The following is a 14,090-nucleotide window of genomic DNA, read 5'->3' as shown; positions in this document are numbered from 1 at the left end:
CCAGCATCGAGTCGAAGGTGTCGGCGAGGCCTCTGAGTTCGTCATGGGGCCGGCCAGCGCGATCTGCTCGTGCAGGTTGGACAGGGGAGGGCCGGTGCGCGAACCACTGTCCTGCCGGGAGTCTCGTCCTGCGTGGAGCATCGACACACCGCCATCGCCGCCTTGCCTGCCGCGGCGATGGCGGTTCGATGGCCGTCAGCCGTACTGCACCGTCCAGTTCTTGCCGTCGAAGGTGGCGACGGCGCTGGTCTCGCCGTCCGGGAACTGTAGTTGGTAGGGATTGGTCAGAATGTCTTCGCTAACGACCGTGCCGGCCGTGTAACTGCCAAACGCCAGCCAGTAGGTCGGCGTGATCTCGAACTCGACACCCGCGTTGGGCTGTGTCGAGACCACGAACGTCCCCGCCCCCGACATCCCGATACCGACGCTGCCCTGAGCGGACGAGTCCGGGCCGGGGACCGAGTCGTCCTCCTGGACGAGAAGCGACCCGCTGGGGGCTCCCGAGACCGGCTTGCCGAATTCGAATCCGTCATCCACGTACGAGAGGGGGACCGTGTTCAGACTGTCGAGATCGGCCGAGATGATCTGGCCCGCGTCGTAGTTGACGCCGGGCTTGAGCGTTCCCGTCTGACCCCAGACGAAGTTGTAGTCCACCGACCACGTGAACGCGACACTCGTGCCCGCATGGCACATCTTCGACAGCCAGGCCAGCGAGTGGACGTCCGAGGGCTGGTTCGGCTGCTGCTGGAACACGATGGCGTTCTCGTCATCGATCGCGGAGTTGTTGACGATCTTGACGGTGTACGTCGTCGAGGCGGGGCCGGCGGCGGATCGGCCCTTCGACGCCGTGGCCGCAGCGGACGCCGAGGGCGCCGCGCCCAGCAGGGTCACGCCCAGGGTCAGGCCCAGGGCGACAAGCCCTTTCCGCCGACTCACCGACATTTTTTCCGTCATGCGTTGCTCCTGGGAGGTCCGAGCACCGAGAGATGCGGTGGAAGCGCGACGAGCTTCGTCGTCAATTGCCGCACGGAAGATGTGTGGAACTGGCTGAGATGCTAGGGGCGACACATTGATGATCGCAAGTATGAGCCTTCAGTTGGGATCGATTACGGGAACGTTGTTTTGCTATTGCTAAATATATTGCCAGCGATAAATTGATAATGGTGGGATTGTCGTCGAGCCGGCGGTGGCCGGGAGGTCGCGGATTGACCGCCCTCCCGACCACCAGAGGCCGGCGACTGTGCCGGGCCAGGACCGGACGGCGCTGCTCGACGCGGTCGCCAAGTGGGAGCGCGACGGCGAGTGCGGGACCCAGCGCTGGTGCCAACCGGGGGGAGTGCCACCGATGTCCGGCTCCTGGCCGCCCATCCGGCCGGCAGCAGCGCACCGCCCAGCGCCACCGTGGCCAGCGCGGCCAGCGTGACGGGCCCGTACACGTCGAGCAGCGCCGACTGCCGACTGCGGACCGCCCGTCACGGCGGGCCCCGGCGGCGTGCTGGTGGGCCCGGGCGACGGTCGAGTCCACGCTCACCGTCCAGCCGATCAATCCGGCCGCGTCCGCGCGGGCCTGCAACAAGGCCAGGATCTGTGCCCAGACACCGTCGCGCTGCCACCGGCGAAACCACCGGTACAAGGTCTGCCACGGCGGATATACCGTGGGCACGTCGCGCCACGGTGAGCCGGTCCGGACCCGCCACCGGATCCCGTCGATGATCACTCGCATGGTCCATCTGCGTGGCCGATCACGACCCGTTCCCGCGGGTAGCAACACCTCCAGCGCCGCCCACTGCAAGTCGGTCAGGTCGTGTCGCGCTGCCGCTACGCTCGGCACGAGGTCTCCGGTGTGAAGTTCTGGTTTGGTCGCTGAACCGCATACCGGAGACCTCTTCAGTTATCGAACCGCCACGACGCAACATCGACGGCGCTACGAGACACGGCCTAGCCTAGTACCGACGCAGTTGTCTGCTGGTCGACCCAGTACCACAGGCTGGGCGTCGCCGCTCTGCGCCGAACCGCCCGCGACGCGGTGGACGCCGAGCCGCGGACCACGCCGGAGTCCTGACCGCGTCAGCCGTTGAAGTCAGTCATCAGCCAGATCCGGTCGAAGGCGCGCTCGGCCAGATCTGCATGCTTGATCATGAAGTTGACTACAATCAGCGTCTCGCCGAATGCGTCACCCACCCGCCCCTTGTCCAGCCAGACGGTGGCTAGCACGGTGTGCTCGTTTGCGTTGAGGATGGGGTTGTCCGCGCCGCCGGTGCTGGCGCTGCCGTAACCGCCGAGAGAAAACTCGCAATTGTTGTCCTCGAGGTCCCACATCACCTCTCCGATCACTTCCTCGACCTCGTCATCCAAGCGAAGGTCGAACGGCACCTCGTGCTCGTTCTCCGGAAGGCTCCAGCCGGCACGAGCGTGCAGCAGAATCGGACCGAAGACTGGCACCCCGGGGTTCGGGTGCTCGGTTACCGGAGTGCCGGCCGGCACATGAACGATCCGGCAGTCATTGGGCGTGAAGTCCGGCTCGACGAAGAACAGCAGCGACCCGTCGGCCGGCAGGTCAAGGTCGTGCCCCTGCGAGGGGATGGCGGCAAGGTTGAGCGTCAATACGAGACACTGCCCGGGAGGCCACTCCTCGCCCTCCGGCAACGCCGCGAGACCGCCGAACCGACCGGCCACAGGCAGGCCGTCGCCCTCCGGAACCAGCTCCGTCTGTGGTCGGGCTAGCCGCACCCAGCGCTCGATCTCGTCCATCGGCACGCCCTTTTCCCGGGCTGCGCCCCGAAACTCCTGTCGTACATCCATGGCCGGGCATGATGCCTGAAGGGTCCGACAAACATCAGAAGGCCGGTTCGCGGCAGGCGCCGAGGCGCAGGCCACCAGGCGGAACGGTGGAGGTGAGACCGGTCAAGCTGCCGTCGGGGACGTTGCAGCTGGTCGACAAGCTGGAACCGCGCGACAAGTCGACGTACTACGAAACACGGCCTAGTAGCGGCGGACCGACCTTGCAGTTGGGCGGTTGAGCTGGAGGGGCAAGCACGCAGGCCGCACGCACCGACGTACACCGCCCAGTGCAGCGCCGGCGACGGTGGCAGCTGGCGCACCTACTGGCGAGTGACTACCAGGTGCAGGGGGCTGCGAGGCGGCGCTGCGGGTGCCCGGTCGGATCGGCGCGAGCCGGGGTGAGTCGGGCTTTCGGGTGACCGTTTCCGACAATCGCTGAGCCGACCGGTCTCCGGGCGTCCCGGTGGCGGCGACCGGGGTCGGGCGGCACCGGTGCCGGCGCCGCCCGACCGGTTCAGGCGATCGCGCAGGTGGCGCCGTTGAGGGTGAACGAGGCGGGTCGCGACGTGTCACCGGTGTGGGTGGCCTGGAAGCCGATGCTGACCGACGCGCCAGGCGCGAGGGTGGCGTTGTATGAGACGTTGCGGGCGGTGACCGCGCCGCTGGTCGGGGCGTACGTCGCGTTCCAGCCGTTGGTGATGCTCTGGCCGGCAGGCAGCGTGAAGGCCAGGGACCAGCCGTTGAGCGTCGTGGCACCGGTGTTGGTGACGGTGACCGAGGCGGTCAGCCCGGTGTTCCAGGCGTTGACGGCGTACCCCACCCGGCAGGCACCCGTCGAGGGCGGGGGAGTGGTCGGCGGGGGAGTGGTCGGTGGCGGTGTCGTGGGTGGGGGCGTGGTGGGCGGCGGGGTGGTGGGTGGCGCGGTGCTGTCGAGCCCGAAGAAGCGGACCGCCTGCACGGCGTCGACCGGCAGGTTGTGCGACACCCCCTGCATGCTGATCGCCTCGACCGGCGCCCGGTCGCCGCTGCCGCCGTATCGGGTGCGGGTGTAGCCGGCCTGCGGGCTGTCGGTGTACGTCGGCGTCTGGCTCAGCCCGTGCACGTCGGTCCACTGCTTGATCTGCTCGCCGAAGTTCGGGTAGCGCAGCACCTCGTCGTTCGTGCCGTGCCACGTCTGCATCCGGGGTCGGCGTCCCGCGTACCCCGGGTAGGCGTTGCGGACCAGGTCACCCCACTCCTGCGGGGTCCTGATGAGCTGGCCGTTGGCGCACTCGCTGTTCCACTCGGAGCCGTTCGTGGTGGCGAAGCAGCCGAAGGGCACCCCGGAGAACGCCGCCCCGGCGCTGAACACGTCGGGGTAGAGGCCGAGCAGGACGTTGGTCATCATCGCGCCGGACGAGATGCCGGTGGCGAAGATCCGGTCGGGGTCGACGGCGTACCGCTGCCGGACGTGGTCGACCATCGACCTGATGCCCACCGGGTCGCTGCCGCCGTCGCGGCGCAGCGCCTGCGGGGAGGAGACGTCGAAGCACTGGCTGCTGCGGGTCACCGACGGGTAGACGACGATGTAGCCGTACCGGTCGGCGAGGGCCGCGTACTGGGTGTTGGAGTACATCGCCGGGCCGGTGCCGGTGCAGTAGTGCACCGCGACCAGCAGTCCCGGCCGGGGCGCGACGGAGTCCGGCACGTACAGGTACATGCGCAGGTTGCTCGGGTTGGGGCCGAAGTTCGTGACCTCGGTCAGGGTCGCGGCGGACGCCGGCGGGGCGATCGACACCGCCGCGAGCGGCGTCAGTACGGCGGCGGCCAGGGCGGCGCCCAGCAGTCGGAGTCTGGCTTTCATGGATGGTTCCTCCGGAGGACGGCGGACAGGGCGGGGTTCCGATCGAGGGCTGCCCGGCTGCCCGATCACGTCCGGCTCAGGAACATCGACAATTCTCTATCGCAAACGAGGGTCTGGCAAGGCTCTCCCGGCGGTGTCGGGGGTGAGCGGACGTCCCGTCACGGGGCCAGCCGCTTCTCGAACCAGTGGTGCGCGTAGGGCTCGGTGTTGTACGCCTCGATCTGGCGGTAGCCGGCTGCGCGGTACATCGCGATCGCCTCGGTGAGGTTGCGGTTGGTGTCCAGCCGGACGGCGCTCCAGCCCTGTTCGGTGGCGTGTCGTTCCAGCTCGCTCAGCAGCCTCCGCCCGATTCCGAGCCCGCGCACGGTGTCCGCCACCCAGACCCGCTTGATCTCGGCGGGCGCGTCGCGGTGGAGCTTGACCGCGCCGCATCCGACCGGTTCGGTGTTGAGGGTGGCGAGCAGGAACACGCCGGCCGGGGGGACGAGCTCGTCGTCGTGGACCGGGTTGCTCCGGGTCGGGTCGAACCCCTCGTCGAACCGTCGCGCGACCTCCCGGGCGTAGGCCCGTACGCACGCCCGGGCCCTTGGGTCACCTGGCGGGCAGGGCTCGATGACCACCATCGACGCGACGAGCAGCCGCTCGACCTCGGCCATCGCCGCGACGAGCCGATCGCGGCGTGGCCCGGTCAGCGGTGTCAGGATCGACCGGGCGAACCCGTCGGAGCGCTCGTCGAGCTCGGCCCACTCCGTGCGGCCGGCGTCGGTGAGCGCGGCGACGCGTACCCGCCCGTCGCCGCCGATCTGGTCGGACGGGCCGACGGTGACGAGCCCGTCGCCTTCCAGGGCGCGTAGGAGTCGACTGAGATGTCCCGAGTCCAGCCCGAGTCGGGCCCGCAGCGCCGCGACCTCGGCGCCACCGGGGCCGATCTCCCACAGCAGGCGGGCCTGCGCGAGCGGGCGTGCACGCGCCATGTACTCGTCGTCGAGTGCCCCCACCCGCTGGGTGACCGTCCGGTTGAACCGCCGTACGGCGGCGATGAGTTCCGACTCCATGACGCCTGACTTTAGTCAGGCATCCAAGGTTGATGCCAGCGCCTCGCGGCGGCGCCTGCCGGCCACGAAGCCGGCGGGGGTGCAGGCGGCCACGGGCCGACGGTGACGAGCCCGGAGCGATCTACAGTGCGGCGCCGGCCGTCGGGGTGATCCGGTCCCAGGCCGGGATGGGCAGCGCGATCACCGCGGCCGGGAAGAGACCGTGCTCCTCGTTGTCGATGTGCCGGTGAAGCCGGTCCAGCGCGGCCAGCACCGCGGGCCAGTCCGGTGCCGTCCGGTCGACGCCGCCGAGCACACCGTGGATGTCGTCGTGTTCGGCGCAGAGCTTCTCCACCGCGTCGGCCAGGCTGCCCTCGGCCCGCAGCTCGACGAAGAGCCCCTGCTCCTCGGTGACGGTGTGCGGGATCAGTAGGGCCAGCAGGGCGTCGAGCGCCGCGGGCGCGTCCGCGCCGCCGGCCCGCACCGCGTCACGCACCCGGCCGGCGGCGTTGGCGATCGCCTCGTGCTCGGCGGAGAGCCGACCGATCAGGGGGAACTCCCGACAGCCGCAGTAGTTGCACACGTTGATCATCTCCAGGATCACGACGAGGTCCGAATCCCATCCTCGGCGTGGGACAGCACGTTCGGCAGGGCCGATCGACCCGGCGGGCCGGGACGACGGGCCCGACCCTTCCCGGCGTCCCGGTGGGCGCCTGCCGGCCGGGCGGCGGCATGGCCGATCGGCGGGTCGCCCGGCTATGGTGTCGGCATGCAGGATCGACACGGCCTCCGCCGCGTCGGCAAGCGGGTCTCGCTGCCGGCGCTGCTGATGCTGGCCGTGTTGGTCATGGTGCTGTCCGCGGCCCGGGCCGTCGGGCTGTGCATCGTGTTCCGGTGCGCTCGGGCCGTCCCCGGCTGTGTGCCGGCGTGGTCGGCCGACCGCGCTCCGCCCAGGCTGACGTTCGCCGTCTGAAGCCTGTCCGCCTCCCCGTGTCGTCCGACCGGGCCTGTGGCTTGGAGCACCATGCCGACCCCGCATCATGATCGATCCACCCTGCCCCGGTCCGTCGGACCCCGAGCCGTGGCGTACGCCGTCACGGGCACCCTGCTGTGGGGGTGGTGACCATGCTGGCCCCCGGTGCGTACGCCCGCCTCGGCCTACGGCATCCCGTCGCCCTGGACCTGGGCACCTCGACGGTGCGCCTCTGGACGCCGGTGTCCGGCAGGGTCGTCACCGAGCCCGCCGTCCTCGCGCGGATGCCGTCCGGTGGCTATGCCGTCGGGCGTGCCGCCATGGAACTGCGGGACACCGGTGACGCGAAGCTCCTGTGGCCGGTGCGGTACGGCGTGGTGGCCGACTTCCTCGCCTGCGTACACCTGTTGCGGGTGTTGGCCGCGGCCTCCGGGCGGCCGGGTGACGACGTCTCCCCGGTCGTGGTCGGCGTGCCGGCCACCGCCACGTTGCGGCAGAAGGAATTCCTGGTCGAGGTGGTCCACCGGGCGTTCGGCGGGCGCGTCGCCACGGTGGAGGAGCCGCTGGCGGCAGCCCTGGCCTGTCGGGCCGACCTCGACGGCGACGACGTGGTCGCCGTCGACATCGGACACGGTCGGACCGAGATCGCCCGCATCGCCGACCGCGCGGTGGAGGCGGCCGAACGCATCGACGTGCCCAACGCCATCGACCAGATCCCGCTGATCGCCGCAGCGGTGCGCCGCCTGGGCACCCAGCCGGTGTGGCCGCGCCGACGCCGGCTGCTGATCACCGGCGGCGGGGCGGCACATCCGGAACTCGCGGCCCGGCTGGCCGCGCTGACCGGTCGGATGGTCACGATGCCCGCCGATCCGCACCTGGCCACGCTCGCCGGCCTGCGTCTGCTGCTCACCGGCTGACCGGTGGTCCCGCACGGCGTCCCGGTGGGCGGTGCCGTGCGGCTGACCACTGCCGCCCACCGGCCGCCTGCCCGGCCGGGGACCGGACCGCCCCGACCCTCCCGCACCACCTGGAGCTTCGATGGACGTCGAACTGACCCCCCTGCCCGGTATCGGGTTCCGCCGCATGTTCACCACTGACGCGGGGCTGCGCATCGGGGTGGTGACCCACTACGCAGGCGGCCGGCGCGAGCTGGTCTACCACGACGGCGACGACCCCGACGCCACCCGCAGCATCACGCTCAGACGCGACGAGGCCGTCGTGCTCGCCGGACTGCTGGGCCTGCTCGACGTCTTCGACGTCAACATCACCGGGCCCGGCGTACCCGGGAGGCAGCCCGCCGTCCAGCGGTGAGGAGGCGTCGACGCCCCGCCCCGCGAACCGGGGCGGGGCGTCGGCGGCTGCCCCGGTTCGCGACGATCCCATCCGTCGGCAGGTCAGTGTTGTTGTCGCAGGTAGGGGCAGAGGAGTTCTCGGGTGAGAGCGACCACGGCGGGTTCCGGTGTGCCGTTCTCGATCATCTGTGAGGACGCGTAGACGACCGCCTGGATCAGTTCCGCCGCGCTGTCCGGATCGGTGGCGCCATGGTCGGCGAGGGCCGCCACCAGGGGCGTACGCAACTGGTGGTGCAGTGTGCGGCTCTCCTCGGCCAGGACGGTGCCCGACGCGCTGCTGGCGAGGCCGCGCATGACCGCGTGCTCGCCCTGGGCGACGAGGTGCAGGTTGGCCTCGACGTAGGCCAGCACCCGTCCGCCCGGGTCGGTGGCCCGGTCCATCTGCTGCGTGACGTACGCCGACCACTCGGGGAACATGTCGGTGATGACCGCGTTGAGCAGGTCTTCGCGTGACCTGAAGTACTGGTAGACGCTGGGGCGCGCCAAGCCTGTCCGCTTGCCGACCTCGGCCAGGCTCGGCGCCTGCGTCCCGTTCTCCGCGAGGATCTCGCGGGCCGCCGCCAGGATCGCCCGTCGCTGCCGGGCACGGTGTTCGGCCACCGTGGGCGCCTGGATCTTCGGCACGGGTCTCCCTGTCGTCACGGCACGGGCATCAGTCGCCCGTCGATCATCTCGTACACCGTCGTGCAGTGGCGCAGTACGTCGTGGTCGTGGGTGACCATGACGGTGGCGACGTCGTTCTCCTTGGTCTCGCGGGCGAGCAACTCCACCACCTCGTGACTGCGGGTGCGGTCGAGGGCGGCGGTCGGCTCGTCGACCAAGAGTAGTCGTGGCCGGTTGACCAGGGCGCGGGCGATGCCGACGCGTTGCCGCTCGCCCCCCGAAAGTTGGTGCGGGCGGCGGTTCGCCTTCTGGGCCATCCCGACCTCGCCGAGCAGGGCCACCGCGTCGCGGGCCCGGGAGCCGAGACCGCCGAACCTGGCCGGCAGCCGGATCTGGTCCACGGCGGTCAGCGCGGGAATGAGATTGCCGGACTGGAACACGAAGCCGACGGACTCCCGGCGCAGGGCTGCCCGCGCCCGTGCGCTCGGCACGGTCATGTCCTGCCCGGCGAGGGTGACGGAACCCGAGGTCGGGACGGTCAGCCCGCCGGCCACCGCGAGCAGGCTGGACTTGCCCGCCCCCGAGGGGCCGACCACCGCGACGAACTGCCCGGGGGCGACGGTCAGGTCGACCCCGTCCAGCGCCTGCACGGTGTCGTCGCCGTCGCCGAAGCGCAGGGTCACGCCGCGCATGACCAGGCCGGTGTCGGTCATCGGTTTGCTCCCAGTGCGGTCAGCGGATCGACCGCGGCGATCCGGACGATGGCCACGGCGGCTCCGGCCAGGCCGAGGACGAGCAGGAGGAGGGCGGCCACCGCGATCGCCGGCGCGCTGAGCGCGAACGGGATACCGCCGCCGACCAGGCTGCCGGCGGCCGTGCCGACCGCGACGCCCGCGCCGACGGCGAGCAGCAGCAACGCGAGGGCCTGGGCCAGACCGTCGCGCAGCAGGTAGCCCGTGGGGGCGCCCATGGCCCGCAGCACGGCGATCTCCGCGCGGCGCTGGATGGTCCACACGGTGAAGAAGGCGCCGACCACGAGCGCGGAGATGGCGTAGAGGAACCACTCGATCAGCCGCAGGGTCGACGTCTCGGCGGTGTAGCCGGGCGAGGCGCCGAACGACTCCGTGCGGGTCAGGCTCTCGGTGCCGGCGGCCAGATCGCCGGCCGCCAGGTCGATCTCGGCACCGTCGGCACCCCGCACCGCCACGGCCGTGATCTCGTCGTAGGTGCCGTCCGGGACCGGCTCGCCGGGGCGTACGCCGGCCTTGATCTCTTGCCAGACCGGCAGCGGCAGGTAGGCCACGTCGACGTGACCGAACGTGTGCTGGTCGGCCATGGCGCCCACCACCGTCAGCCGGGTGCCGATCCGGTCGACGGTCACCGTGTCACCGACGCGCAGCCCGGCGTCGATCGCGGTCCGGCTCACCACGATGCCGTTCGCGGCACCCAACCGGGAGCCTTCCTCCACCGGTGGGGCCAGGAAGGAGTCGGTGGGCACGCCGAACAACGCGAGGTCGATCTCCACGCCCGAGCCGCTGCGGGCGTTGATCAGCGCGTTGCCGAACGGCGCCGCGTCGGCGACCCGGGGCTGCGCCTTCCACGAGTCCACCGCGGAGATGTCGATGACACTGCGGGAGAACGCCGCGTCGTGCTGCACGCCGTCGGCGAAGGCGAAGGAGGTCGCCGGGATGCGCTGTAGTCCCGACACGCCGTCGTTCACCAGGCCCGAGGAGAGCCCCGACAGCAGCACCACCAACACCGCGATGAGCGCGACGACCGCCCCCATCAAACCGAACCGGGCCTTGGCGAACCGAAGTTCGCGTACCGCTAGGAACATGCCCACCACCGCGGGCCGGGTTTTGTCGACTGCATGTCAGGATCGTATCAACACACTGTCGGCATCTTTTCCGGCGTTGCCCGTCGTCGTGCCTGACCGGCGAGGGGGTGTCGGGCCGTCGCGGGTGGTGGGGGCCTGCTCACACCGATCCGGCGAACTGGCTGACGTGGTAGGCGGTGCTCCGGTCGTCGGGCGTCCTGGTCCACTTCGAGACCATGAGATGCAGGTCGTTGGCCCGCCGGCTGGACCACGGGTGGATGAAACCGCCGTAGAGGCCGGGCTCCTGCCAGGAGGTGACCTGGATCTTCTCCGGCGTCCAGACCCGGTCCGGCCCGGTCGCCGTGCGGGTGACGATGCACCCGGTGGCGCAGTTGAGATAGGACATCACCCAGGTGCCGTCGGCGAGCCGTCGCACCGACGGCTCGCCGAAGCGGCCGGTCAGGATGGGCGTGCACGGCCGGCCCCAGCCCCAGCCGCTGCCGTTGAAGCCCCAGCCCTCGTACGACTCGGGGAAGAACAGCCGGTCCCAGCGGACCCGGCGCAGCATCATCGGCCCGTGCTGACGGCCGGAACGCACCGAGAAGACATACACCCAGTCCCCGTCGCGCTGCATCGTCCACATCTGGAACGGGTCGGTGTTGGTGCCGTCGTTCCACCACTTCAACGGCGTACGGACGAAGTCGTTGCCGTTGTCGCTGTAGGCCAGGCCGGCGTAGCGCGACCGCCAGTGCGGCCCGGCCGGGCCGGCGGAGTGCCAGTTCTCGATGCTCATGTACGACACGAGTTGGCGGCCGGTCTCCGGGAAGGCGATGCCGTCGTTGGGAATGACGGTCACCTCCCAGAGGCCGTCGATGCCGATCCCGTGGTGGCCGTTGTGCATCAGCTCCGGGGCCCGGCCGTTGCCCGCGACGCGGGCGGCGCTGTCGAAGACGATCCCCCCGGTTGCGCCGGGATGGACGGCGGAGCGCAGCAGCACCGGTGAGCGCCAGTCGTTGGGCAGCGGCGGGCCCTCCGGCCACGGGGTGTCGAAGGTGTCGCCGAACAGGTAGCCGATCGAGCCGTTCTCCAGCACGTACGGGATGCCGAGGTCGGTGCCCGCGACCCGCCAGCGGTGGTTGGTGTCCAGGTCGGCGCCGGTGAGGCGCTTCCGCCAGACGGCGGCGTGGGCCGTGCCGGGGGCCAGGGCCGGCGCGACGGCCGAGGCCACGCCGGCCGCGGCGAGGGTGCCGAGCAGTGAGCGGCGGGTGATGGTCATGGCCGTCCTTGTCGCGATGGGCCCCATGGGCCGCGGACATGGGAAACCGGGCCGGAGCACCGGCCACGCCGACTTATGATCGTCGATGTAAGGCTGGAACCTACGGCCAATCGGCCGGCATGGTCAAGGACCGCCGTGCACCGCGACGCCCGACGTCGGCAGCCGCGCGGGTCAGGTGTCGTAGAGACCGTCCCACGGCTCGCTGAAGCCGAGGCGGTCCGGATAAAGCTCGACCCAGTCGACGTGGCTCCCGTCGCCGGCCCGGTCGCCGGACTCGTCGACCAGACCGAAGAGGGTGTCCTCCTGCCGGGTCTGGAACAACTGGACCGCGATGTCGCCGTACGCCCTGCCGGGCAGGTCCGCGACGAGTTCCGCGAGCGCGGCGTCCAGCGCCCCGCGATCCTCGACCCGCCGGACCGTCGAGTGCCGGTACGCGCCGTCGTGGTCGAAGAGGTGCACGTACGCGAGGTGGTCCCACGCCGAGGCCAGGAACATCCCGTCGGCGTACCGGCCGATCTGGTCCGTGTGGTAGCCGGGCTCGTGGGCGATGGGGATCAGTCGGGGTGCGGCCATCCGGTCACCGTAGCTACCTGGTCGTTCAGCCGCCGGGCCGGCGCTGCGCCGGAGGGTCGGACGGGGAGTTGCCGGGCCACGGCGCAAAAAACTTGGGAGGGTGTGTCCATTCGACGGCTTCCCGTCCGTCGTGATGGCGTACGGCGGTCCTGCTGTACGAGGGTGGGACGACATCAGGGGAGTCGGATCGTGAAGTACATGATGCTCATCAACGCCGGTGCGGTCGGCGAGGACGGCGGGGCGGCCGGCTGCGACGTCAGCGACTGGATGACCTACGACAAGCAGGTGCGGGAGGCGGGGATCCTGGTCTCCGGCGAGTCGCTGGCCGACCTGGTCACCGCCACGACGGTCCGGGTCGGCGAGGACGGCAGGCGGACCGTGACGGACGGGCCGTTCGCGGAGACCCGCGAGATCCTCGGCGGGTTCTACGTGATCGACGTGCCGGACCTCGACGTCGCGCTCGACTGGGCGGCGCGCTGCCCCGGCGCGCGCGCGGGCGGCTCCGTCGTGGTGCGGCCGGTCGCCGAGTTCGGCGGCTGAGCGCGGTGGGCGAAGCGCCCACCGGCAACGGGGGGACGGACGAGGCGCCGGCGGCAGTCGTGGAGGCGGTGTTCCGCGAGGAACGCGGCCGGCTGCTGGCGGCCCTCGTCCGCCGCTTCGGCGACCTCGACCTGGCCGAGGAGGTCACCTCCGAGGCCGTCGAGGCGGCACTGGCACACTGGCCGGTCGACGGCGTTCCGCTCAGGCCCGGAGCCTGGCTGATGACCACGGCGCGGCGCAGGGCGGTCGACCGGCTGCGCCGGGACCAGGCCCTCGCCGCGCGGCTGGCCATCCTCCAGGCGGAGGCGGACCGGGCGGAGCCCGCCCCCGCTCCGGCGGTGGGCGGCGACCTGCCGGACGAGCGGCTCCAGCTCTTCTTCACCTGCGCGCATCCGGCGCTCGCCGCCGAGGACCGCGGAGCGCTGACCCTGCGCTACCTGGCCGGACTGACCACGCCCGAGGTGGCCCGGGCCTTCCTGGTGCCGACGGCGACGATGGCCAAGCGGATCACGCGGGCCAAGAAGAAGATCCACGAAGCCCGGATCCCGTTCCGCGTGCCCGGCGCGCAGGAACTGCCGGACCGGCTGCCGGGAGTGCTCCAGGCGGTGTACTCGATCTTCACCGAGGGCTACGCGGCCAGCGGCGGCCCGCGTCTGCAACGGCTCGACCTCGCCGAGGAGGCCATCCGGCTGGCCCGGATCCTGCGCCGGCTGCTGCCCGCCGAACGGGAGGTCACCGGGCTGCTCGCGCTCATGCTGCTGATCCACGCCCGGCGTGCCGCCCGCACCGGCCCGGACGACGAACTGGTGCTGCTCGACGAGCAGGACCGTGGTCGCTGGGACCGTTCGATGATCGCCGACGGCCTCGACCTGGTACCCGTCGCGCTGACCGGCGGCCCGCCCGGTCCGTACGGGGTGCAGGCCGCGATCGCCGCCCTGCACGTCGAGGCGGCCGACCTCGCCACCACCGACTGGCCGCAGATCGTGGCCCTCTACGACGTGCTGCTCGCCCTCGCGCCGTCGCCGGTCGTCGCACTGAACCGGGCCGCCGCCGTGGCGATGCGCGACGGCCCGGAGGCGGGACTGGCGCTGCTGGACGAGCTGGCCGACGAACCGCTGCTGCGGGGCCACCACCCCTACCCGGCCGCCCGTGGCGACCTGCTGCACCGGCTCGGCCGGCACGCCGAGGCCGCCGAGGCGTACCGGGAGGCGCTCGCCCTGGCCGGCACCGAACCCGAACGCGCCCTGCTGCGACGAAGGCTGGACGCTGTCACGCGGCCCGGCTCGCCCGGAGCGTGAC

General features: G+C 71.3%; 16 protein-coding genes and 1 pseudogene. 6 read left to right on the top strand and 11 right to left on the bottom strand.

Annotated elements, in window-relative coordinates; genetic code table 11:
• Positions 1 to 195 precede the first annotated feature (195 nt).
• The 3 genes and pseudogenes from GA0070608_RS26275 to GA0070608_RS26260 form a co-directional block, all read right to left on the bottom strand.
• Positions 196 to 954 carry a hypothetical protein gene (locus GA0070608_RS26275; RefSeq protein WP_218107587.1) on the bottom strand — a complete coding sequence of 253 codons (759 nt, stop codon included), beginning with the start codon at positions 952 to 954 and terminating at the stop codon, positions 196 to 198.
• A 514-nt stretch (positions 955 to 1,468) separates the two neighbouring features.
• A pseudogene (locus GA0070608_RS26265) lies at positions 1,469 to 1,831 on the bottom strand (IS5 family transposase); the annotation flags it as partial.
• Positions 1,832 to 2,067: 236 nt separating this feature from the next.
• A complete protein-coding gene (locus GA0070608_RS26260) occupies positions 2,068 to 2,751 on the bottom strand; it encodes a DUF1963 domain-containing protein (RefSeq protein ID WP_176733844.1) in 684 nt (227 codons plus the stop codon).
• Positions 2,752 to 2,888: 137 nt separating this feature from the next.
• Between GA0070608_RS26260 and GA0070608_RS34050 the strand changes: the two genes are divergently transcribed.
• Positions 2,889 to 3,020, top strand: coding sequence for a hypothetical protein (locus tag GA0070608_RS34050; RefSeq protein WP_281186155.1), 132 nt, complete (start codon positions 2,889 to 2,891; stop codon positions 3,018 to 3,020).
• Positions 3,021 to 3,295: 275 nt separating this feature from the next.
• Here GA0070608_RS34050 and GA0070608_RS26255 read toward each other — a convergent pair whose 3' ends face one another.
• The 3 genes from GA0070608_RS26255 to GA0070608_RS26245 all read right to left on the bottom strand — a co-directional run bounded on the left by GA0070608_RS26255 (position 3,296) and on the right by GA0070608_RS26245 (position 6,241).
• Positions 3,296 to 4,624, bottom strand: coding sequence for an extracellular catalytic domain type 1 short-chain-length polyhydroxyalkanoate depolymerase (locus GA0070608_RS26255; RefSeq protein ID WP_091631125.1), 1,329 nt, complete (start codon positions 4,622 to 4,624; stop codon positions 3,296 to 3,298).
• 158 nt (positions 4,625 to 4,782) lie between these two features.
• Positions 4,783 to 5,679 carry a bifunctional helix-turn-helix transcriptional regulator/GNAT family N-acetyltransferase gene (locus GA0070608_RS26250; protein ID WP_091631124.1) on the bottom strand — a complete coding sequence of 299 codons (897 nt, stop codon included), beginning with the start codon at positions 5,677 to 5,679 and terminating at the stop codon, positions 4,783 to 4,785.
• 121 nt (positions 5,680 to 5,800) lie between these two features.
• Positions 5,801 to 6,241, bottom strand: coding sequence for a hemerythrin domain-containing protein (locus tag GA0070608_RS26245; RefSeq protein WP_091636208.1), 441 nt, complete (start codon positions 6,239 to 6,241; stop codon positions 5,801 to 5,803).
• A 186-nt stretch (positions 6,242 to 6,427) separates the two neighbouring features.
• On the opposite strand from GA0070608_RS26245, the gene GA0070608_RS26240 reads away from it, so the two are divergent.
• The 3 genes from GA0070608_RS26240 to GA0070608_RS26230 all read left to right on the top strand — a co-directional run bounded on the left by GA0070608_RS26240 (position 6,428) and on the right by GA0070608_RS26230 (position 7,942).
• On the top strand, positions 6,428 to 6,631 hold the full coding sequence (locus GA0070608_RS26240; RefSeq protein ID WP_091631123.1) for a hypothetical protein: 204 nt from the start codon (positions 6,428 to 6,430) through the stop codon (positions 6,629 to 6,631).
• A 152-nt stretch (positions 6,632 to 6,783) separates the two neighbouring features.
• Positions 6,784 to 7,548, top strand: a complete 765-nt coding sequence (locus GA0070608_RS26235) for a rod shape-determining protein (RefSeq protein WP_141719554.1) — start codon at positions 6,784 to 6,786, stop codon at positions 7,546 to 7,548.
• 121 nt (positions 7,549 to 7,669) lie between these two features.
• Positions 7,670 to 7,942 carry a cation:proton antiporter regulatory subunit gene (locus tag GA0070608_RS26230; RefSeq protein WP_091631121.1) on the top strand — a complete coding sequence of 91 codons (273 nt, stop codon included), beginning with the start codon at positions 7,670 to 7,672 and terminating at the stop codon, positions 7,940 to 7,942.
• An 83-nt stretch (positions 7,943 to 8,025) separates the two neighbouring features.
• On the opposite strand, the gene GA0070608_RS26225 is transcribed toward GA0070608_RS26230, so the two are convergent.
• From GA0070608_RS26225 to GA0070608_RS26205, 5 genes are all read right to left on the bottom strand, one after another.
• Positions 8,026 to 8,607, bottom strand: coding sequence for a TetR/AcrR family transcriptional regulator (locus GA0070608_RS26225; RefSeq protein ID WP_091631120.1), 582 nt, complete (start codon positions 8,605 to 8,607; stop codon positions 8,026 to 8,028).
• Between the two features lie 14 nt (positions 8,608 to 8,621).
• Positions 8,622 to 9,299: an ABC transporter ATP-binding protein gene (locus GA0070608_RS26220; protein ID WP_091631119.1), complete on the bottom strand. Its 678-nt coding sequence runs from the start codon at positions 9,297 to 9,299 to the stop codon at positions 8,622 to 8,624.
• Positions 9,296 to 10,423 (bottom strand): ABC transporter permease, encoded by a 1,128-nt coding sequence (locus tag GA0070608_RS26215; protein ID WP_091636205.1) that lies wholly within the window; start codon positions 10,421 to 10,423, stop codon positions 9,296 to 9,298. Before GA0070608_RS26215 ends, GA0070608_RS26220 begins: the two co-directional genes overlap by 4 nt.
• A 139-nt stretch (positions 10,424 to 10,562) precedes the next feature.
• Positions 10,563 to 11,678, bottom strand: coding sequence for a glycoside hydrolase family 183 protein (locus tag GA0070608_RS26210; RefSeq protein ID WP_091631118.1), 1,116 nt, complete (start codon positions 11,676 to 11,678; stop codon positions 10,563 to 10,565).
• Between the two features lie 171 nt (positions 11,679 to 11,849).
• Positions 11,850 to 12,251, bottom strand: coding sequence for a hypothetical protein (locus tag GA0070608_RS26205; protein ID WP_091631117.1), 402 nt, complete (start codon positions 12,249 to 12,251; stop codon positions 11,850 to 11,852).
• A 198-nt stretch (positions 12,252 to 12,449) separates the two neighbouring features.
• On the opposite strand from GA0070608_RS26205, the gene GA0070608_RS26200 reads away from it, so the two are divergent.
• Positions 12,450 to 12,791: a YciI family protein gene (locus tag GA0070608_RS26200; protein WP_245716150.1), complete on the top strand. Its 342-nt coding sequence runs from the start codon at positions 12,450 to 12,452 to the stop codon at positions 12,789 to 12,791.
• A 5-nt stretch (positions 12,792 to 12,796) separates the two neighbouring features.
• The gene (locus tag GA0070608_RS26195) at positions 12,797 to 14,089 is read left to right on the top strand and encodes an RNA polymerase sigma factor (RefSeq protein ID WP_091631115.1); all 1,293 of its coding nucleotides are present in this window, start codon (positions 12,797 to 12,799) and stop codon (positions 14,087 to 14,089) included.
• Position 14,090 lies beyond the last annotated feature (1 nt).

It is taken from the genome of Micromonospora peucetia (assembly GCF_900091625.1).
In the GTDB taxonomy this organism is placed as follows: domain Bacteria; phylum Actinomycetota; class Actinomycetes; order Mycobacteriales; family Micromonosporaceae; genus Micromonospora; species Micromonospora peucetia.
Note: the sequence above shows the minus strand (reverse complement) of the source record. Positions and strands in the feature narration are given on the sequence as shown.